This is a genomic window from Kitasatospora sp. NPDC048722 (genome assembly GCF_040650235.1).
Classification (GTDB): Bacteria; Actinomycetota; Actinomycetes; order Streptomycetales; family Streptomycetaceae; genus Kitasatospora.
In genome coordinates this window covers 31,939-50,822 of record NZ_JBEZGX010000023.1, presented here as the reverse complement: position 1 = coordinate 50,822, position 18,884 = coordinate 31,939, and the positions used below count along the sequence as shown (strand labels likewise).

Below are 18,884 nucleotides of genomic sequence, written 5' to 3'. Positions count from 1 at the left end.
GAATACCTCATCACGCGATGAACGATGTGCGGTGTCGGCTTGATAACGGGTGGTCCTGATCGGTCGAACAGCCGTTGACAGGCCCATTGGTCTAGGCCAAGCTCCAGGCATCTGGTCTACACCACTAGACCGGTGACTACGAATCCCCCCACCCGTTCGAAGGGGTCCGCGGCACCTTTCCTCCCGCTATGCGTGGGTGAGCCGCTGCCACCCGACGGGGGCAATCCAGGCATCCCTCAGGAGGATGGCGTGAAGCGTCAGCTCATCGCGGCGGTCGGCGTCGCGGCAATGGTCGTGGGTCTCGCGGCCTGCGGCTCGGACGGCAAGAGTGACGACAGCAAGAGCGGTTCGTCCTCGGCGGCCAAGAACTTCGACGGCAAGACCCTCACCGTGTGGCTGATGGACGGCTCCGCCCCGAAGGGCTGGGAGGACAGCGTCAAGGCCGACTTCACCGCCGCCTACCCGGGCGCCAAGCTCGACATCCAGACCCAGAAGTGGAACGGCATCGGCCAGAAGGTCACCGCCGCGCTCTCCGAGGGTTCGGTCGACGTCCTGGAGATCGGCAACACCCAGACGGCGGGCTACGCGGCCACCGGCGGTCTGATGGACATCACCAAGGACAAGGCCAACGTCGGCGGCGCCGACTGGGCCGCCAACCTGAACGAGTCCTCGACCCTGGACGGCAAGCAGTACGCCGCCCCGTGGTACTTCACCAACCGCGTGGTGACCTACAACAAGGACATCTGGGGCAAGGCCGGCATCACCACCGCGCCGAAGACCCTCGACGAGTTCTACGCCGACCTGGACAAGGTCAAGACCGTCCAGGGCGTCACCGACCCGCTCTACATGCCCGGCCAGGAGTGGTACGCCTACTTCGGCCTGCTGACCAGCGAGGGCGGCAAGTTCGCGAAGAAGGACGGCGACAAGTGGGCCGGCGGCCTGTCGTCCCCCGAGGCGCAGAAGGCCTTCGAGACCTACAAGAAGCTGCAGAGCTACTCGGCCACCGCCCCGAAGGACAAGGACGAGGCCACCCCGCAGCAGAAGGACGTCTTCGCCAAGGGCAACATCGGCACCATCATCGGCCTCGGCTGGGAGATCCCGAAGCCCGAGGAGCTGTCCGCCGACAAGATCGGCTACTTCCCGCTGCCCGGCAAGACCGCGGACAAGCCCTCCAGCGTCTTCCTCGGCGGCTCGAACCTGGCCATCGCCCAGCAGACCAAGAACCCCGAGCTCGCCAAGGGCTTCCTCAAGATCGCCATGAGCGACAAGAACGAGGGCCTGATGGCCGGCGCCGGCCTCATCCCGAACAAGACCTCGCTCAACAGCCAGGTCGTCGGCGACTTCGCCAAGGCCGCCCTGCCGGCCTCGGCCAACGGTGCGACCACCCCGAACGTGCCGACCTGGAGCAACGTCGAGAACGAGCCGAACCCGATCAAGGACTTCCTGACCGCGGCGCTCACCGGCGACTACGCCGCCGCCGCCAAGAAGGCCGACGACGAGATCGCCAAGCGTCTCAACCAGAAGCAGTAAGGCAGTCGAGCGGCGTCGCTCACCGGCTCCCGGCGGGGGGCCGGTGGGCGACGCCTGTCCGTCGTGACGGGTTGTCAGGAAGAGAGAACGATGGCTGTGCATTCGCAGCGGGTGCAGACACAGTCCCCGGAACCAGGGATGACCGCGGTGGCAGTGACAGACGAGATCGCCACTACCGGTGCCGAGCGCACCCCGAAGAAGGGCCGCAGACCGGCGGACGGGCGGAGCCTGGGTGCCCGGAGCGCGCCGTACCTGCTGCTGCTGCCGGCCATCGCGGCGACCGTCTTCCTGCTGGGATGGCCGCTGCTCAAGATCGCGGTGGTGTCGTTCCAGAACCTCAACAAGCGGCAGTTCATCCAGCACCTGACCGAGTGGAACGGCTTCGCCAACTACACGGAGCAGCTGGGCAGTTCCGAGTTCTGGACGATCACGCTGCGCACGGTGGTCTTCACCGCGGTCAACGTCGTCCTCATTATGGTGTTCGGCTCGCTGATCGGCCTGCTGCTCGACCGGCTCGGCAAGCGGATGCGCCTCGCGCTGTCCGTCGCGCTACTGCTGGCCTGGGCGATGCCGATCGTCGCCGCGACCACCGTCTACACCTGGCTGTTCGACCAGCACTACGGCGTCGTCAACTGGTTCCTGGACAAGCTCGGCTGGCACTCGATGGCCGACTTCAGCTGGACCAGCGGCGAGTACTCGACCTTCTTCGTGGTCATCCTGCTGATCGTCTGGCAGTCGATCCCGTTCGTGGCCTTCAACACCTACGCGGGCCTGACCACGATCCCCAAGGAGCTCTACGAGGCCGCCCGGATGGACGGCGCCGGCTCCTTCAAGGTCTTCGGCTCGGTGATCTTCCCGATCCTCAAGCCGTTCTTCCTGGCCACGACCTTCCTCGAGGTCATCTGGGTCTTCAAGTCCTTCACCCAGGTCTACCTGATCAACAAGGGCGGCCCGGACGGACTCACCCGGACCCTGCCGGTCCACGCGTTCCTGGAGGGCTTCGGCGCCCAGCGCTTCGGCGTCGGGTCCGCGATCGCGGTCCTGACCATCCTGATGCTGAGCCTGCTGATGGCCTACTACTTCCGCATCATCCTGAAGCAGGAGGACGAGCTGTGAGGCGCTCGCTCATCGGACGCACCTGGCCGAACGCCGTCGCGTCGGTCCTGTTGGTCTTCTTCCTTTTCCCCGTCTACTGGATGTTCTCGACGTCCTTCAAGCAGGACAAGGACATCGTCAGCCGGGACCCGGTCTTCCTGCCGCTCGACGGGACGCTGGCCCACTTCGACCGCGCGGTGCACGTCGACCACTTCTGGACGTACGTCACCAACAGCCTGATCGTCACGGCCGGTGCCGTGGTCGGCTCGCTGCTGATCGCCACCCTGGCCGCGTTCGCGATCGCGCGGATGAGGTTCCGCGGCCGCAAGGGCTTCGTGCTGGTCGTCATGGCCGCGCAGATGGCGCCCTGGGAGGTCATGATCATCGCGGCCTACCTGATCGTCCGCGACAGCGACATGCTCAACAACCTGGTGCCGCTGACCGCCTTCTACATGATGATGGTCCTGCCCTTCACGATCTGGACGCTGCGCGGCTTCATCGCCGCCGTGCCGAAGGAGCTGGAGGAGTCGGCGATGGTGGACGGCTGCACCCGCACCCAGGCCTTCGTGAAGGTGATCTTCCCGCTGCTCGCCCCCGGCCTGATGTCGACCTCGCTGTTCGGCTTCATCACCGCCTGGAACGAGTTCCCGCTCGTCAACATCCTGAGCAAGCAGGTCCAGGCGCAGACCCTGCCGCTGTGGCTCTCCTCGTTCCAGACCAACTCCGGCACCGACTGGGGCGCCACGATGGCCGCGTCCACCCTCTTCGCGCTGCCCATCCTCATCCTGTTCGTCTTCCTGCAGCGCAAGGCGGTCAGTGGTCTGACCGACGGCGCAGTGAAGGGCTGAGAAACCGTGAGCATCCTCGTCCCCACCGTCGCCGACAGCGACCAGCTGCACCGCGACGCGCTGACCGTCCTGCAGCCCGGCTTCGTCGGCACCGAGCCGCCGGAGTGGCTGCGCCGCCACCTCGCCGCCGGGCTCGGCTCGGTCGCCCTGTTCGACCGCAACGTGGTCGACCTCGACCAGCTGTCCGCCCTCACCCGGGCGCTGCGGGCGGAGAACCCCGACCTCCTGATCGCCATCGACGAGGAGAGCGGGGACGTCACCCGGCTGGAGGCGGGCTCCGGCTCGTCCTGGCCCGGCAACCTCGCCCTCGGCGCGATCGACGACCCGGCGCTGACCCGGGACGTCGCCCGGGAGCTCGGCCGGGCGCTGGCCGCGGCCGGCGTCAACTACAACTGGGCGCCCACCGCGGACGTCAACTCCAACCCGCGCAACCCGGTCATCGGCGTGCGCTCCTTCGGCGCCGACCCGGAGCTGTGCGCCCGGCACACCGCCGCCTGGGTGGAGGGCCTGCAGTCGGCCGGCGTGGCCGCCTGCTCCAAGCACTTCCCCGGCCACGGCGACACCGCCGTCGACTCGCACCACGGCCTGCCGGTCATCGACGTCGACCTGGACGTGCTGCGCGCCCGCGACCTGATCCCGTTCCAGGCGGCCATCGCGGCCGGCACGAAGGCCGTCATGACGGCCCACATCATGATCCCGGCGCTGGACCCGAAGCTGCCGGCCACGCTCAGCCCGACCGTCCTGCGCGACCTGCTCCGCGCGGCCCCGGCCGACGGCGGCCTCGGCTACCAGGGCCTGATCGTCAGCGACGCGATCGAGATGGGCGCGATCGCCGACACCTTCGGCATGGGCGAGGGCACGGTGCTGGCCCTGGCGGCCGGCGCGGACGCGATCTGCGTCGGCGGCGGCCTCGCCGACGAGGAGACCGTGCTGATGCTGCGCGACGCCATCGTGGCGGGCGTGCGGGCCGGGCGCCTCGCCGAGGAGCGGCTCGCGGACGCCGCCGCCCGGGTGCGGGCGCTCGGCAGCTGGGGCCGGATCTCCGCCCAGGGCGAGCGGCCGGAGCCGGACCTGGCGGTGGGCCTGCGGGCCGCCCGCCGGGCGCTGCGGGTGGTGCGGGCGCCGGGCCGCGAGGTGCTGCCGGTGACCGAGCGCCCGTTCGTCGCCTCGTTCTCGGACGAGCCGAACATCGCCGTCGGCGACGTCACCCCGTGGGGCGTGGCCGGGATGCTGGCGGACCGCTTCCCCGGCACCCGCACCCGCGAGGTATCGGCGGCCGAGGCCGCTCCGGAGCTGCTGGACGCGCTGGTCGCCGAGCTGGTGGCGGGCGCGGAGGGCCGCCGCATGGTGCTGGTGGTGCGCGACGCGCACCGGCACGCCTGGATGTCGGCCGTGCTCGGCCGCCTCGTGGCGGCCCGTCCGGACGCCGCCGTGGTCGAGATGGGCCTGCCCCAGTCCGAGCCGGTCGGCGCACTGCACATCGCCACCCACGGCGCCGCCCGGGTCTGCGGGCTGGCCGCCGTCGAGGTGCTCACCGGCCAGCCGGGAGCGGTCGGCTGAACCCCCGCGAGGACGTCACCGGCCGGGCCCGGGGGACGTCGGCCGACGGGCCCGTCATGCGCATGTCGCATGGCGGGCCCGTCCCGTTTTCCCCGGCGTCGACCGGTGACGGCGCGCACATGACCGTGCTCTCTCAAGAGAGCCTTAAATCCGCCTTAAGCTCTACTTAGGGTGACGAGGGCGCGACTGATCGCCACGGGAATGCTTCGCGGTACAACAGCTCTGCAACGGCCTTGACGGGAAAGGCATTTGGCCGTTGACACCACCATTGGTCTAGGCCAGAGTCCACTCCATCCGGTTCGAGATTCGACCTCGCCGGACGTGGTATCGGCCCTCCCCGAAGCTCTACGCCCCTGCCCGGACCCTCCGCTGCGGGCGCCATCACGCTGCCGGCGGGCACCAACGGCTCTAGCACCCTCGGAGGATGGCGTGATGAAGCGTCAGCTCGTGTCGACGTTCGGGATCCTGGCCCTGGCGGTCGGCCTGACGGCCTGTTCCTCGTCCGGTGGACCGGCAGGGGACGCCGGCAGCTCCGCCGCCGACCCGAGGAACGCGACCGGCACCGTCACCGTCTGGCTGATGGACGACGCCCAGAAGAACTGGCCCGACCTGGTGCAGCGGGTCAACGACGACTTCGCGGCGAAGTACCCGAAGGTCACCCTGCGGCTCGCCTACCAGGGCTGGGCGGACAAGGTCGGCAAGCTCGACAAGGCGATCGCCGACGGCAACGCCCCCGACGTGGTCGAGCTCGGCAACACCGAGACGATGAAGTACGTGCTGTCCGGCGCGCTGTCCGCGGTCGACCGGACCACCTTCGACAACTCCGACAGCTGGATCAAGGCGCTCGCCAACACCTGCACCTACCAGGACAAGCTCTGGTGCGTGCCCTACTACGCCGGCGCCCGGGTCGCCATCTACAACGCGACCGCCTTCCAGCAGGCCACCGGCAGCGCCGACTTCCCGAAGACCGAGACGGACCTGACGGCCGCCCTCGACAGGATCGCGGACAGGAACAAGGCGGACAGGAACTACTCCCCGCTCTACCTGCCGGGACCGTACTGGTACGCGGCGATGAGCTACGTGGCCGCGGCCGGCGGCAGCATCGCCAAGTTCGACAGCTCGGGCAACTGGCACGGCACCCTGCACGACGCCAAGTCCCAGCAGGGCATCGCCCACTTCGCCGACCTGGTCCGCAAGTACAACAAGGGCGACCTCTCGGCCAACGAGCAGAACCAGTACGAGTCGATGGCCCGCGGGCGCACCGCGGCGTTCTACGGCAACGGCTACGAGGCGGCCAGTGTCATCGCGCCGGGCACCGGCGACCCGACCCTCAAGGACGCCGTCAAGGTGGCCACCATGCCGGGCCCGGACGGCAAGCCGCTGCCCACCTTCATCGGCGGCTCGGACCTCGCCGTCACCGCGAAGTCCCAGCAGGTCGCGCTGGCCACCGACTGGATCCGGATGTTCACCGGCACCAAGTCGCAGCAGGCGCTCGCCGACAAGGACATCCTGCCGAACAACCTCACCCAGCTGAACCCGCTCAAGAGCCGGCCCAACACCGCCGCCGCGGCCAACGCGGTGCCGGACGCCTGGTTCACCCCGCTGGCCCCGGGCTGGGGCGCGGTCGAGAAGCAGAAGATCATCCCGGACATGCTGACCGCGATCCTCAAGGGCAAGTCGGTGGACCAGGCCACCAAGGACGCCGACGCGGCGATCGACCAGCTGATCAACAACCCGTCCTGAGGCGCCGCCCGCCTGCCGGCCCGGGACCGGGGCGAGCAGGCGGGCTTCCGCCCCCGTAGGATTGCGGCAGGAATCACCGCAGCGAGTGTGCGGACTCGCCGCCGTAGAGGTCCCCGCCGGGCATTCAGGCCCGAGTGGGGTCGAACCACTCATCGGAGGCACATCCAGATGTCCGACACGCAGACTGTTTCCGTCCCCGGCCGGATCATGGCGGCGGAGATGGCCGAGCAGCCGGCCGTCCTCCAGCGCATCCTCGACGAGGGCGCCCCGAAGATCCGCGAGGTCGCGGCCGAGATCGCCGGCCGCAACCCGCGCTTCGTCCTGCTGACCGCGCGCGGCACGTCCGACAACGCGGCGCTGTACGCCAAGTACCTGATCGAGATCCTGCTCGGCAAGCCGGCCGGCCTGACCTCGATGTCCACCACCACCGCCTACGGCGCCACGCCGGACCTCACCGACTGCCTGGTGATCACGGTCAGCCAGTCCGGCGGCTCGCCGGACCTGGTGGCCTCCACCAAGGCCGCCCGCGAGGCCGGCGCGATCACGCTCGCCGTCACCAACAACGCCGCCTCGCCGCTGGCCGAGGTCTCCGAGTTCCACATCGACGTGCTGGCCGGCCCGGAGAAGGCGCTGCCCGCGACCAAGACCTACACCGCCGAGCTGCTGGCGCTGTACCTGCTGGTCGAGGGCCTGCGCGGCGGCGACGGCTCGGCCGCCAAGGAGCTGCCGGCCCTGGCCGCCGGCGTCCTGGCCCGCCAGGCCGAGGTGAGGGCCCTGGCCGAGCGCTACCGCTTCGCCCAGCGCCTGGTCATCACCTCGCGCGGCTACGGCTACCCGACCGCCCGCGAGGCGGCGCTGAAGCTCATGGAGACCACTTACATCCCGGCCTCCCCGTTCTCCGGCGCCGACCTCCTGCACGGCCCGCTGGCCATGGTGGACAACGTCTCGCCGGTCATCGCGATCGTTCCGGACGGCAAGGGCGGCGAGGCCCTCCAGCCCGTGCTGGACCGCCTGCGCGGCCGCGGCGCGGACCTGGTCGTCATCGGCCAGCAGGCGCAGGTGGACGTGGCCTCGGCGGGCTTCGCGCTGCCGGCCGGCGTGCCCGAGGAGGTGCAGCCGATCCTGGAGATCCTGCCCCTGCAGCTGCTGGCCTACGAGGTCACCATCGCCCGCGGCCAGGACCCGGACGCCCCCCGTGCGCTGGCCAAGGTCACCGAGACCCACTGACGCCCGCCCGACAGCAGAGCCGGCCCCCGTCCACAGCCTGTGGACGGGGGCCGGCTCTTTGAGCGGCGGAACATGGTCGGGGCTTCCGGGGCACCGCACCCGGAAAGCACTACGGGCCACGGCGCCGACACGGGACCCTCAACCCATGCGGCACCGCAGCCCGGAGCTGTCGTCGGGCGCCGGGGTCGACCGAGAACTGTGCGGGGTCCTCGCTCGCCGGCGTCCGACCGAGGAGCGGCCGCGCGCGGTCAGGGCAGTTGCGCGGTGGGCCTCTCCTTGGTGCCCTTCCATTGTGGACTAGACCAATCTCGGTTGTCCAGGCCGCTCGGCAAATTGGTCTAAACAACTCCCGGGGGCCGGTGCGGGGCCGGCCGGTCCGCTCCCCGGTCCGCCGCGCCCCCGCCCGCCCGGCGGCGATACCCTCGCCATGTGCCCTCGCTGAACGAACTCGTCCGCCGCCACACCACCCTGACCGGGGCCGACGTGGACTGGCTCCACAACCTCGTCTCGGAGTGGCAGCTGCTGTCGGATCTCTCCTTCGCCGACCTCGTGCTGTGGATCCCCACCTGGGACGGCATCCGGTACGTCTCGGTCGCCCAGATGCGGCCCAACACCGGCCCGACCTCCTACCAGGACGACATGGTCGGCCACCTCGTCCCGCGCGGCCGCCGCCCGCTGCTGGACGCCGCCTTCGACGAGGGCCGGATCGTGCGCGAGGGCGACCCGGAGTGGCGCGAGGAGGTGCCCGTCCGGGTCGAGTCCATCCCGGTGCGGCGCGAGGGCAAGGTCCTCGGCGTCATCGCCCGCAACACCAACCTGCTGACCGTCCGCACCCCCAGCCGGCTTGAGCTCACCTACCTGCAGAGCGCCTCCGACCTCGCCCAGATGATCGCCGCCGGCAGCTTCCCGTACCCGGGTGTCGAGCAGGTCGACATGGACGCCGCCCCGCGCGTCGGCGACGGCCTGATCCGCCTCGACGCGGACGGCATCGTCACCTACGCGAGCCCCAACGCGCTCTCGGCCTACCACCGCCTCGGCCTCACCACCGACCTGGTCGGCAGCCACCTCGGCCGCGCCACCGCCGACCTCGTCCCGCCGTCGCGCGCGGCCGTGCACGAGGCGCTGGTGAAGCTGGCGAGCGGCTGGGCGCCGCGGCAGACCGAGATCGAGGCGCAGGGGGGAGTGGTGACCCTGCGGGCGATCCCGCTCAAGCCCAAGGGCGCGCTGACCGGTTCGCTCGTGCTCTGCCGGGACGTCACCGAACTGCGGCGCCGCGACCGCGAACTGATGACCAAGGACGCGACCATCCGGGAGATCCACCACCGGGTGAAGAACAACCTGCAGACCGTCGCGGCCCTGCTGCGGCTTCAGTCGCGCCGGATGGAGTCGGAGGCCGGCCGGGCCGCCCTGGACGAGGCGGTGCGCCGGGTCGGCTCGATCGCGATCGTGCACGAGACGCTCTCCCAGGCGCTCGACGAGCAGGTGGCCTTCGACGAGATCGCCGACCGGGTGCTCGCGATGGTGATGGAGCTGTCCCAGGACGGCCGGGTGGAGACCCGCCGCAGCGGCAGCTTCGGCATCCTGTCCGCCGAGGTCGCCACCCCGCTGTCGATGGTGCTGACCGAGCTGCTGCAGAACGCGCTGGAGCACGCCTTCGGTCCGAGCGCCTCCGGCCACCTGGAGGTCAGCGCGCTGCGCGGCCGCGCCCCGGCCACCGGCATGGGCTGGTCGGACAGCTGGAACGGCGGAGCCCGGCCGGAGGAGTACCTGCTGATCACCGTGCAGGACGACGGCCGGGGCATGCCCGAGGGCTTCGACCCGCAGACGGCGGGCAACCTCGGTCTGCAGATCGTGCGCACGCTCGCCACCGGCGAGCTGGGCGGCACCTTCGACATGGTGGCCGGGCCGAACGGCGGCACCAAGGTGATCCTGGAGATCCCGGTGCCCTGACCCGGTCCGCCGACCCGGTGCGTCGATGCGTTGTGGTGCGAGTCGGGGCGCGCGTCCGGCCGACGCGCCGGGTGCGCACTCCGCGCGCCCCAGCTGTAGCCGGCAACGGGTGCGGAAACAGAAACGAGGCCCTGTCGACCGGGGGGGGTGGGTCGACAGGGCCTCTCAACCCGTTCCGGCCGTCGGGGGGAGTCGGCCGGAACGGGGGCTCTGGGTGATGCGACACCGCTCGGTGCGTTGCACACGGTGAGCGCCTCAGCTCCACAATATTGCTCTAAGTGAACAGTATCAAGTGGCTGGACGGACCGGTGTCGCAGGACTTTGCCGGGCAAGGTCCTTTGTGCGGAAGGCTTCACCAGGAACTGCAGGGAAGCCTTTGATCATGTGTTGATCGGTACTGCGGTCACTGCTGGTACTACGGCGTGTGATCAGGCGGTGCGGGCGCGGTTGCGGGCGGCACGGCGCTTCATCGCGCGACGCTCGTCCTCGCTCATGCCGCCCCAGACGCCGGCGTCCTGGCCGGTCTCAAGAGCCCACTGCAGGCACTGCTCCATGACCGGACAGCGGCGGCACACGGCCTTGGCTTCCTCGATCTGCAGCAGAGCAGGACCGGTGTTCCCGATCGGGAAGAACAGCTCCGGGTCCTCTTCGCGGCAGACAGCGCGGTGGCGCCAGTCCATGGTCGTCCAACTCCTCCTGCCGACGGGGGTGGCCCTGATCGGCATAATCGATGGCTTGTGAATGTGAACGCTTTCACGAATCCCGCAACAGCAAAAGAGACCAAAGGCCCGCCGGGCCCGGGTGGTCTGTGCTGGGGAGGGATTCGGCGATTCGAGGGACACCCCGCGGTCGGCCTCCGTCAGGTGCTGAGGTTGCCGTCGCTGCGATGTGTCCCGATCGCCATGTAGAGGTTCGCAAACCTCGGGCTCGGATACAACCCCCTTCGGGGAGGAATTTTTGATTCTTCGGTGTCGCCTAGCTCACAGCCCGTACTTCTATGGAGTGAAGGGGGCTTGTGCGTTCGAGAAGAAGGGCGAACCCCACTTCCGGTCACACAATCACACGCAGTGCCCGCCGTACGCCTGTGAAACTGACGCGACTCCTGTCTCCAAGATGGTCCCCATCGACCTGAAATGGCACTGGTTCCTCTGAAACCAAGGTGAAGTGCCTGACGTCGTGGTAGGAGACGACGTGCTTCCCGGAGGGGCCGGCCGACGGGGCGCCGTCACTCGAAGGCGCGTACGACCGCAGGATCTGACGGACCGTTCGAGCCGTACCGAACGCGGTCATCCGGGTGATGCCGAAGACGTCGAGATCCGTGTCGAAGGAGGCGAGCGGCGAGGGGTAGACCGGGCGGTTGCCCAGGAACGTCCACGGCGAGGTGTTGCTGACTATCGCCAGCACCAGGCCCGGAACGGCCTCGTGGCCCGGCAGGCGAAGGGCCACCGGGCCGGAACGGCGCTGCTCACGCTGGGTGATGTAGTGCCGGATCGCCTGGCCGACGTAGAGGGCGTGGGTGGACTTGCGCCCGGCCCTGCGCTGCTCCTCGACCCGGCCGACCACACCGGCGTCGAAGCCGAGGCCGGCGGTGAAGGTGAACCAGCGGTCCGGCAGTCCGTCGGTCATCGCCTTGCCCAGGCCGATCGGGCGCTCGCGCCCGTGCTCCAGCGCGTTCAGCAGCGCCCCGGTGGCCTCCACCGGATCGTTGGGCAGGCCCAGCGCGCGGGCGAACACGTTGGTCGAACCGCCCGGCACCACGGCCAGTCGCGGGACCTTCTCGCCCGGGCCGTGCGACAGCAGCCCGTTCACCACCTCGTTGACGGTCCCGTCGCCGCCCAGTGCCACCACCAGGTCGACCGTGCCGTCCTCCGCGGCCTCGCGGGCCAGGTCGCGGGCGTGGCCGCGGTACGCGGTCTCCGCCACATCCAGCTTGAGGTCGCTGCGCAGGGCGTGGATCAGTACGTCCCTGGTGCGGCCACTGGTGGTGGTGGCCTTCGGGTTCACGACCAGGAGAGCACGCATGGGGAAAGCCTACGGGTCGGTACGGACCAACCGGCCGCTACCCTGCTGGAGTGACCGCAGAATCCTCCGCCCCCGTACCCCCGGCGTCCGCGCCCGCGGCCGGCCGCGCCCGCCCGGTCGCCCTGACCGCCGGTGCCGCCATCACCGCCCTGGAGGGCGCCGCGCTGGCCGTCGTCGGCGTCTCGGACATGGTGTCCGCGCTGTCGGGCCAGGCCAAGCAGCTCGCCCTGAACGAGTTCGGCGGCGCGGTCATCGTGCTGCTGGGCGTGCTGCCGGTGCTGGCCGCCCTGGCGCTGCTCAAGGGGCGCCGCTGGGGCCGCAGTCCGGCGGTGCTGACCAACTCGATCTGCCTGCCGGTCGCCTACTACATGGTCAAGAGCGGCGGCGCGATGATCGGCGTCGGCGTGCTGGTCGGCGTGCTCGGACTCGCGGGCATCGTCGCGCTGCTGAGCCCGAAGACGACGGCGGTCCTGTACGCCGAGCACGAGGGCTGAGCGCGCAGGACCGCCGGACGGCCGGCCGCTCGTCGAGCGGCCGGCCGTTCTACTCCTCGACCAGGAGCTTCTCCCGGAGCTGGGCCAGCGTGCGGGCCAGCAGCCGGGACACGTGCATCTGCGAGATCCCCACCTCGGCGGCGATCTGCGACTGGGTCATGTTGCGGAAGAACCGCAGCACCAGGATCTTCTGTTCCCTGGGCGGCAGTTGGGCGAGCAGCGGCTTGAGCGACTCGCGGTACTCGACGCCCTCCAGGGCCTCGTCGGTGGCGCCCAGGGTGTCCGCCACGGCCGGGGACTCGTCGTCGCTGTCCGGGACGTCCAGCGACAGCGTGGAGTACGCGTTGGCGGACTCCAGGCCCTCCAGGACGTCCTCCTCCGAGATGCCCAGGTGCTCGGCCAGCTCGTGCACCGTGGGGGAGCGGCCGTGCCGCTGGGAGAGCTCGCTGGTCGCCGTCGTGAGCGACAGCCGCAGCTCCTGGAGCCGGCGCGGCACCCGGACCGCCCAGCCCTTGTCGCGGAAGTGGCGCTTGATCTCGCCGACGATGGTCGGCGTCGCGTAGGTCGAGAACTCGACCCCGCGCTCGTGGTCGAAGCGGTCCACCGACTTGATCAGTCCGATGGTGGCGACCTGGGTCAGGTCGTCCAGCGGCTCGCCGCGGTTGCGGAAGCGCCGGGCCAGGTGCTCGACCAGCGGGATGTGCATGCGCACCAGCTGGTTGCGCAGCTCGACGCGCTCCGGGGAGCCCTCGGGCAGCGCGGACAGTCGCACGAACAGCGCCCGGGCGGCCTCCCGGTCGGGCGCGCCGGTGCGGTGCGAGCCCTGGGCGGGCACGGCGCCGTGCAGGTCCGCGGCCCCGTCCGCCGGCTCGGGCGGGGTCGGGGAGGCGGGCGTCGGCTCAGACGTCGGCTCGGTCGGCTGGCTCATCCGGTGGGCGTCCTTCGGGTGCGCTTCGTCGTTGGCGGCGAGGCCGGGAACGCTCGCCTGGGTCGGTACGGCAGGGCCCGCCGTCGCGAGGCCGGTACGGTCCAGATCACTCACGGCCATTCCCCCGTTCCGTTCCGGGAGCACCGGGGCCCTCGGCCCCGGATTCGTCTCTGTGGTCGTACCGCGTGGTGGGCGGTACCGGGCGCCGTCGGGCCGGCCCCGGGTCGGGGTGCCGGCCGACGGCCCTTGTGCGCGGTGCTGCCGGCGGCGCTGCCGGCGCGGCCGGCTAGTGGGCGGCCGAACCGCCGCGCTTCTTGTGCAGGCTGATCGAGACGGTGTTGTCCTCGTCCACCGAGGAGTCCACCTCGCCGGCCAGGGCGGAGAGGACCGTCCAGGCGAAGGTGTCCCGCTCGGGCGCCTTGCCGTCGGTGGTCGGTGCGGCGACGGTCACCTTGAGCGAGTCGCCGACCAGGCGGAACTCGCACGAGAGGACGGAGCCTGGCACCGCCTGCTGGAGCAGGATGGCGCAGGCCTCGTCCACCGCGATCCGCAGGTCCTCGATCTCGTCCAGCGTGAAGTCGAGCCGGGCGGCCAGCCCGGCCGTCGCGGTGCGCAACACGGAGAGGTAGGCCCCCGCCGCGGGCAGCCGGACCTCCACGAAGTCCTGAACTCCGAGATCGCTGTCGATCTGGGACACCCTTGCCTCCTGGGTGACGCGCTGTGCTTGCTTGGTACCTCTGGTGGTACCCCTGTTCGCACCCCGTTTGTACCCCCTCCGGGGGGTCTGCCGCGATACCGGTGCGGGAGTTACTCATGGTAAGGCATCGCGACGCAGGGTGGCAGGGGTTCGGGGCAGCTGATCAGCGCATTCTCAGCGCTTTCTCAGCGGCTCCCGGCGGCGGCGAGCGCGTCGCCGGTGAGCCGGTACACGGTCCACTCGTCCATCGCCACCGCGCCGAGCGACTTGTAGAAGTCGATCGAGGGCTCGTTCCAGTCCAGCACCGACCACTCCACCCGCGAGTAGCCGCGCTTCACCGCGATCCGCGCCAGCTCCAGCAGCAGCGCCTTGCCGTGGCCGCCGCCGCGGGACTCCGGGCGGACGTACAGGTCCTCCAGGTAGATCCCGTGGGTGCCGCGCCACGTGGAGAAGTTGAGGAACCAGACCGCGAAGCCCACCGGCTCGCCGGTGGTGTCGTCCTCGGCGATCAGGCCGAACAGCGCCGGTGCGGGGCCGAACAGTGCGTCGTGCAGCTGTTCGTCGGTGGCCACCGCCTCGTGCGGGGCCTTCTCGTACTCCGCCAGTTCGCGGATCATGGCGCGGATGACGGGGACGTCGGTGGGGACGGCGGTACGGATCATGCGGCCGAGCCTACTGGCCGGGACCGGGCTCGTCCCAGGCCTGGACGGAGGTCTGGTCGACGATCCGCCCGTCCCGCAGGTCGGCCATGGAGGACATCAGCACCCGCACGCCGTCGGGGTAGCGGCAGGACTCCATGAAGGCGACGTGGTCTCCCTGGACGACCACCTGTTCCAGCGTGTGGGTCATCTCGCGCCCGTAGACGTCGTTCAGCATGGCGCCGATCTCCTCCCGCCCGTGCATCACCAGGGGATGACTGGGCTGGGTCCGGTGGTCGACGACGCGCAGTTCCGCGTCCTCGGCGTACAGCGCGAGCAGGATCCCGGCGTCGCTGCGCTCGATGCCCTCGCGCAGGGCGCGGGCGTCGAAGGCCGTCGGCGCCGCCATGGTGGTCATGATGTCGCTCCTCCGGTCGGGGTCCGTCGGTTCGTACTCCGAGCGTACGCCCGGCCGGAGGGTCGGGGCGGGGCGGATCAGCCTGCCTGCCCGCCGCGCAGGTACGCGGCGAGCGCGGTGATCGCGGCCGGGTTGCGCGGGCTCTCGACGAGGTCGGCGTAGTCCAGGACGAAGATCCGGTCGTTCCTGATCGCGGAGACCCCGGCCAGCGGCGGGAAGGACTTCAGGAACGCCCGCTTGGCGTCCGCGCCGGTGTCGCCGTAGTCGTTGATGACGATCACCTCGGGGTCGCGCCGGACGACGCTCTCCCACCCGCTGGTGATCCAGGAGTCGGCGACGTCGCCCATCACGTTGCGCCCGCCGGCCTTCGTGATGATCTCGTCGGCCGCGGCGAACCTCCCGGCGGTGTACGGCTTGTCCTGTCCGCTGTCGTACAGGAAGACGGACGGCCGGTGCTCGGGCTGCGGGACGGCGGCGACCTGCGCCCTGAAGTCGGCGATCAGCTTGTCGGACCGGTCCTTGACGTCGAAGATCTCGCCGAGGTTGGCCAGGTCGGTGTAGAGCGCGTCCAGCGGGGACATCACGCCGCGCTCGGTGCCCTTGCCGCTGCGGCAGGACTCGGTGAGCACGTACGAGGCGACGCCGACGGCCTTGAGCGCCTCCGGGGTGAAGCCGCGGCCCTCGTCGTAGCCGTAGTGCCAGCCGGCGAGGACGAGGTCGGCCTCGGCGTCGAGCACGACCTCCTTGGTGATCTGTGCCCTGGAGAGCCACGCGGTCCGCTGGTAGCCGTCCTTCCAGGCCACCTGGTCGATCCGGCCCTTGTCGTCGGGCATCACGTAGCCGGCCATCCGGTCGGCGAGGCCGAGGGAGAGCATCAGCTCGGTGATGCCGACGTCGTAGGTGACCGTGCGGGCGGGCTTGTGCGGGAAGGTGAGCTTCGTGCCGCAGTTGTCGACGGTCACCGGGTAGTGGGCGGACGCGGCGGTGGCCCCGCCGCCCGGGGCGATCTCGGCGCCGCAGGCGGTGAGTCCCAGGGCGAGCAGGGCGGTGGCGGCAACGGCCTTGGTGCGCAAGGGGTTTCCTCGGGGTCGATGAACGGGTGATGTCTGGTCGGAGCGGGGCAGGGCCGGTCAGGGCCGGTCAGGGCCGGTCGAAGAGCAGGTGGACGGCCCCGGTCCCCGGGTGCCGCACGGGGGTGGCCCGGACGCCGAACACCTCGGCGAGCAGCCCGGGTTCGAGCACCTCGGCGGGCGGCCCCGAGGCGACGATCCGCCCGGCCCGCAGGACGTACAGCAGGTCGCAGTGCCCGGCCGCCAGGTTGAGGTCGTGCAGCGCGGTGAGCACCGTCGGCCCGGCCGCGCGGACGAGCGCCAGGACCTCCAGCTGGTGCCCGATGTCGAGGTGGTTGGTGGGCTCGTCCAGCACCAGCAGGCGCGGCTCCTGGACGAGCGCGCGGGCGATCAGCACGCGCTGCTTCTCGCCGCCCGACAGGCTCAGGAAGCCGCGCTCGGCGAGGTGCCCTGCGCCGACCCGGCGCAGCGCCTCCGCACAGCGCCCGAGGTCGCCGTCCGAGGGGCCGCCGAAGCCCCGCCGGTGCGGCAGCCGGCCCATGGCGACCACCTCGGCCACCGTGAAGTCGAACTCGGCGGAGTGCTCCTGCGGCAGCGCGGCCACCCGCCGGGCGGCCTCGCGCGGGGCGAGCGCGTGCAGGTCGTCGCCGTCCACCAGGACGGCCCCGGCGGCGGGCCGCAGCGCCCGGTAGACGCAGCGCAGCAGCGTCGACTTCCCGCTGCCGTTGGGCCCGACGAGCCCCACCACCTGTCCGGCGGAGGCCTCCAGGGCGACGTCGTGGACGAGCCGGGTGCCGGCCAGCTCCACCGAGAGGGCGTCGAGGGCGAGGTCCATCAGCGGCCTCCGAGTGCGTGGCCGCGACGGCGCATCAGCAGCAGGAAGCAGGGCACCCCGAGCACCGCGGTGACCACCCCGACGGGTAGTTCGGCGGGGGCGAGCAGGGTGCGCGAGACGATGTCCACCCAGACCAGCAGCAGCGCCCCGGCGAGCGGCGCGACCAGCAGCACCCGGCGGTGCCCGGCACCGACCAGCATCCGCGCGAGGTGCGGGACCATCAGTCCGACGAAGCCGATCGCCCCGCTGACGGCGACGACCGTGCCGGTGACGGCGGCGGTCACCACGAACAGCTCGCGGCGCAGCCGGTCGGGGGCGACGCCGAGCGAGGCGGCGGTCTCGTCGCCCATGGCCAGTGCGTCCAACCGCCCCGCGGCGCAGACGAGGTGGGCGATTCCGGCCAGCACGGTGGCCGCTGCGATCGGCACCGAGCCCCAGGTCGCGCCGCCGAGGCTGCCGAGCAGCCACATCATGGCGTCTCGGGCGGCCTCGCCGCGGGCGGCGGCGAAGACCATGAGCGCGGTCAGCGCGGAGAAGCCGTACGAGAGGGCGGTGCCGGTGAGCACGAGGCGCAGCGGGGTGAGTCCGAAGGCGGTGCGCGCGGCCAGGTACACCAGCACCATGGCGATCAGTGCGGAGCCGAACGCGGAGGCGGAGATCGCCCACACGCCGAGCGAGGCGAAGGCGCCGAGCAGCAGGACGGCGTTGGCGCCGACGGCGGCGCCGGAGGAGACGCCGAGGACGAACGGGTCGGCGAGGGCGTTGCGCACGAGGGCCTGCACGGCGACTCCGGTGGCGGCGAGCCCGGCGCCGACCACGGCGGCCAGGACGGTGCGCGGCAGCCGGATCTCCCAGACGATCGCGTACGCGGCGGCCTCCCCGGCCTCCAGCCGACCGCCCGTCAGTCCGGCGCCCAGCAGCCGCAGGACGCGTGACCAGCCGAGCTCGGCGGAGCCGAGGGCCACGCCGCACACGAGGGAGAGCAGCAGGGCGGCGGCCAGGCCGATGGCGAGGGGCGCGGTGGGTGTGCGGCGGGAGTCCGGCGGGCTGCTCACGTTCTTTCGGGTGCCTTGCCTCGGGCCGTGGGTGTGCCGGGGCCGGCGCCGGCCGGGTGCGGGCCCCGGGCGCCATCCCCTCGCAGTCCTCGGCGAGTTGTCGGGAGTTCGGCGACCGGGGGCGATCGGGCTGGCACGGCCGCGGGGCCGCGCTCACCGTTGCGGGTCAGCGCCGGATTCACACCGGACTTCTCCCTCGGACGCCTTGGCAGCATAACAGCCACTAGGTCGCTGCGGTCCTTACAAGTATGTGTACGGAGATGAACGGACGTGAACGCACGGCCCGGACACGCGAAAGCCCCCGCCCGGCGGTCCGGGCGGGGGCTTTCGACGTGGCGACGCGTCAGGCTCAGGCCTGCTTGGTCTCCCAGAAGATCTTGTCGACCTCGGCGATCAGGTCCAGCAGGGCCTGGCCGGTGGCCGGGTCGGTGGACGCCTTGGTGGCCGAGGCGGCCTTCAGGGTGTCGTTGATCAGCTGGTGCAGCTGCGGGTACTTCTCGAAGTGCGGGGCCTTGAAGTAGTCGCTCCACAGCACCGAGATGTGGTGCTTGACGGCCTCGGCGCGCTGCTCCTTGATGATGATGGCGCGGGCGCGGAAGTGCGGGTCCTCGTTGGCCTGGTACTTCTCCTGGGTGGCCTTGACCGACTCGGCCTCGATCCGGGCCTGCGCCGGGTCGTAAACACCGCAGGGCAGGTCGCAGTGGGCGTGGGCGGTGGCGCGCGGTGCAAACAGACGAGAGAACATGGGAGTCCTTCCTTAGATCGTCTTCCCGC

At 71.0% G+C, this 18,884-nt stretch carries 18 protein-coding genes and 1 riboswitch; of the genes, 8 read left to right on the top strand and 10 right to left on the bottom strand.

Annotated elements, in window-relative coordinates:
* Positions 1-249 precede the first annotated feature (249 nt).
* From AB0C76_RS18795 to AB0C76_RS18765, 7 genes are all read left to right on the top strand, one after another.
* Positions 250-1,530, top strand: coding sequence for an extracellular solute-binding protein (locus AB0C76_RS18795; protein WP_359966161.1), 1,281 nt, complete (start codon positions 250-252; stop codon positions 1,528-1,530).
* Between the two features lie 138 nt (positions 1,531-1,668).
* The gene (locus AB0C76_RS18790; RefSeq protein ID WP_359966158.1) at positions 1,669-2,646 is read left to right on the top strand and encodes a sugar ABC transporter permease; all 978 of its coding nucleotides are present in this window, start codon (positions 1,669-1,671) and stop codon (positions 2,644-2,646) included.
* Positions 2,643-3,473: a carbohydrate ABC transporter permease gene (locus AB0C76_RS18785; protein ID WP_359966155.1), complete on the top strand. Its 831-nt coding sequence runs from the start codon at positions 2,643-2,645 to the stop codon at positions 3,471-3,473. Before AB0C76_RS18790 ends, AB0C76_RS18785 begins: the two co-directional genes overlap by 4 nt.
* A gap of 6 nt (positions 3,474-3,479) precedes the next feature.
* Positions 3,480-5,033 (top strand): glycoside hydrolase family 3 protein, encoded by a 1,554-nt coding sequence (locus tag AB0C76_RS18780; protein WP_359966152.1) that lies wholly within the window; start codon positions 3,480-3,482, stop codon positions 5,031-5,033.
* A gap of 432 nt (positions 5,034-5,465) precedes the next feature.
* The gene (locus tag AB0C76_RS18775) at positions 5,466-6,776 is read left to right on the top strand and encodes an extracellular solute-binding protein (RefSeq protein WP_359966149.1); all 1,311 of its coding nucleotides are present in this window, start codon (positions 5,466-5,468) and stop codon (positions 6,774-6,776) included.
* Between the two features lie 168 nt (positions 6,777-6,944).
* Positions 6,945-8,003, top strand: a complete 1,059-nt coding sequence (locus AB0C76_RS18770) for an SIS domain-containing protein (RefSeq protein ID WP_359966146.1) — start codon at positions 6,945-6,947, stop codon at positions 8,001-8,003.
* A 429-nt stretch (positions 8,004-8,432) separates the two neighbouring features.
* Positions 8,433-9,953, top strand: a complete 1,521-nt coding sequence (locus AB0C76_RS18765; RefSeq protein ID WP_359966143.1) for a PAS domain-containing sensor histidine kinase — start codon at positions 8,433-8,435, stop codon at positions 9,951-9,953.
* Positions 9,954-10,381: 428 nt separating this feature from the next.
* On the opposite strand, the gene AB0C76_RS18760 is transcribed toward AB0C76_RS18765, so the two are convergent.
* Positions 10,382-10,633, bottom strand: a complete 252-nt coding sequence (locus AB0C76_RS18760) for a WhiB family transcriptional regulator (RefSeq protein ID WP_014138019.1) — start codon at positions 10,631-10,633, stop codon at positions 10,382-10,384.
* Between the two features lie 370 nt (positions 10,634-11,003).
* Positions 11,004-11,975, bottom strand: coding sequence for a diacylglycerol kinase family protein (locus tag AB0C76_RS18755; protein WP_359966140.1), 972 nt, complete (start codon positions 11,973-11,975; stop codon positions 11,004-11,006).
* 50 nt (positions 11,976-12,025) lie between these two features.
* Between AB0C76_RS18755 and AB0C76_RS18750 the strand changes: the two genes are divergently transcribed.
* Complete coding sequence (locus AB0C76_RS18750; RefSeq protein ID WP_359966137.1) at positions 12,026-12,469, top strand: hypothetical protein; 444 nt, start codon at positions 12,026-12,028, stop codon at positions 12,467-12,469.
* Positions 12,470-12,518: 49 nt separating this feature from the next.
* Here the strand turns inward: AB0C76_RS18750 and AB0C76_RS18745 are convergent, their stop codons facing one another.
* The 8 genes from AB0C76_RS18745 to sodN form a co-directional block, all read right to left on the bottom strand.
* Positions 12,519-13,397 (bottom strand): RNA polymerase sigma factor SigF, encoded by an 879-nt coding sequence (locus AB0C76_RS18745; RefSeq protein ID WP_329928156.1) that lies wholly within the window; start codon positions 13,395-13,397, stop codon positions 12,519-12,521.
* Between the two features lie 286 nt (positions 13,398-13,683).
* The gene (locus AB0C76_RS18740; RefSeq protein ID WP_359966134.1) at positions 13,684-14,094 is read right to left on the bottom strand and encodes an anti-sigma regulatory factor; all 411 of its coding nucleotides are present in this window, start codon (positions 14,092-14,094) and stop codon (positions 13,684-13,686) included.
* 185 nt (positions 14,095-14,279) lie between these two features.
* Positions 14,280-14,756 (bottom strand): GNAT family N-acetyltransferase, encoded by a 477-nt coding sequence (locus AB0C76_RS18735; RefSeq protein ID WP_359966131.1) that lies wholly within the window; start codon positions 14,754-14,756, stop codon positions 14,280-14,282.
* A gap of 10 nt (positions 14,757-14,766) precedes the next feature.
* Positions 14,767-15,150 (bottom strand): nuclear transport factor 2 family protein, encoded by a 384-nt coding sequence (locus AB0C76_RS18730; protein WP_359966129.1) that lies wholly within the window; start codon positions 15,148-15,150, stop codon positions 14,767-14,769.
* 77 nt (positions 15,151-15,227) lie between these two features.
* Positions 15,228-16,223: an ABC transporter substrate-binding protein gene (locus tag AB0C76_RS18725; protein ID WP_359966126.1), complete on the bottom strand. Its 996-nt coding sequence runs from the start codon at positions 16,221-16,223 to the stop codon at positions 15,228-15,230.
* Positions 16,224-16,290: 67 nt separating this feature from the next.
* Positions 16,291-17,055, bottom strand: coding sequence for an ABC transporter ATP-binding protein (locus AB0C76_RS18720; RefSeq protein WP_359966123.1), 765 nt, complete (start codon positions 17,053-17,055; stop codon positions 16,291-16,293).
* Positions 17,055-18,110, bottom strand: a complete 1,056-nt coding sequence (locus AB0C76_RS18715) for an iron ABC transporter permease (RefSeq protein WP_359966120.1) — start codon at positions 18,108-18,110, stop codon at positions 17,055-17,057. Before AB0C76_RS18715 ends, AB0C76_RS18720 begins: the two co-directional genes overlap by 1 nt.
* 123 nt (positions 18,111-18,233) lie before the next feature.
* Positions 18,234-18,304: riboswitch (cobalamin riboswitch) on the bottom strand.
* A 155-nt stretch (positions 18,305-18,459) separates the two neighbouring features.
* On the bottom strand, positions 18,460-18,855 hold the full coding sequence (sodN, locus tag AB0C76_RS18710) for a superoxide dismutase, Ni (protein WP_238865337.1): 396 nt from the start codon (positions 18,853-18,855) through the stop codon (positions 18,460-18,462).
* Positions 18,856-18,884 lie beyond the last annotated feature (29 nt).

Coding starts and splice junctions, on each gene's coding strand:
- AB0C76_RS18720 (WP_359966123.1), bottom strand. CDS start 17,055: ATGGACCTCGCCCTCGACGCCCTCTCGGTGGAGCTGGCCGGCACCCGG.
- AB0C76_RS18770 (WP_359966146.1), top strand. CDS start 6,945: ATGTCCGACACGCAGACTGTTTCCGTCCCCGGCCGGATCATGGCGGCG.
- AB0C76_RS18775 (WP_359966149.1), top strand. CDS start 5,466: ATGAAGCGTCAGCTCGTGTCGACGTTCGGGATCCTGGCCCTGGCGGTC.
- AB0C76_RS18735 (WP_359966131.1), bottom strand. CDS start 14,756: ATGATCCGTACCGCCGTCCCCACCGACGTCCCCGTCATCCGCGCCATG.
- AB0C76_RS18730 (WP_359966129.1), bottom strand. CDS start 15,150: ATGACCACCATGGCGGCGCCGACGGCCTTCGACGCCCGCGCCCTGCGC.
- AB0C76_RS18755 (WP_359966140.1), bottom strand. CDS start 11,975: ATGCGTGCTCTCCTGGTCGTGAACCCGAAGGCCACCACCACCAGTGGC.
- AB0C76_RS18745 (WP_329928156.1), bottom strand. CDS start 13,397: ATGAGCCAGCCGACCGAGCCGACGTCTGAGCCGACGCCCGCCTCCCCG.
- AB0C76_RS18760 (WP_014138019.1), bottom strand. CDS start 10,633: ATGGACTGGCGCCACCGCGCTGTCTGCCGCGAAGAGGACCCGGAGCTG.
- AB0C76_RS18790 (WP_359966158.1), top strand. CDS start 1,669: ATGACCGCGGTGGCAGTGACAGACGAGATCGCCACTACCGGTGCCGAG.
- sodN (WP_238865337.1), bottom strand. CDS start 18,855: ATGTTCTCTCGTCTGTTTGCACCGCGCGCCACCGCCCACGCCCACTGC.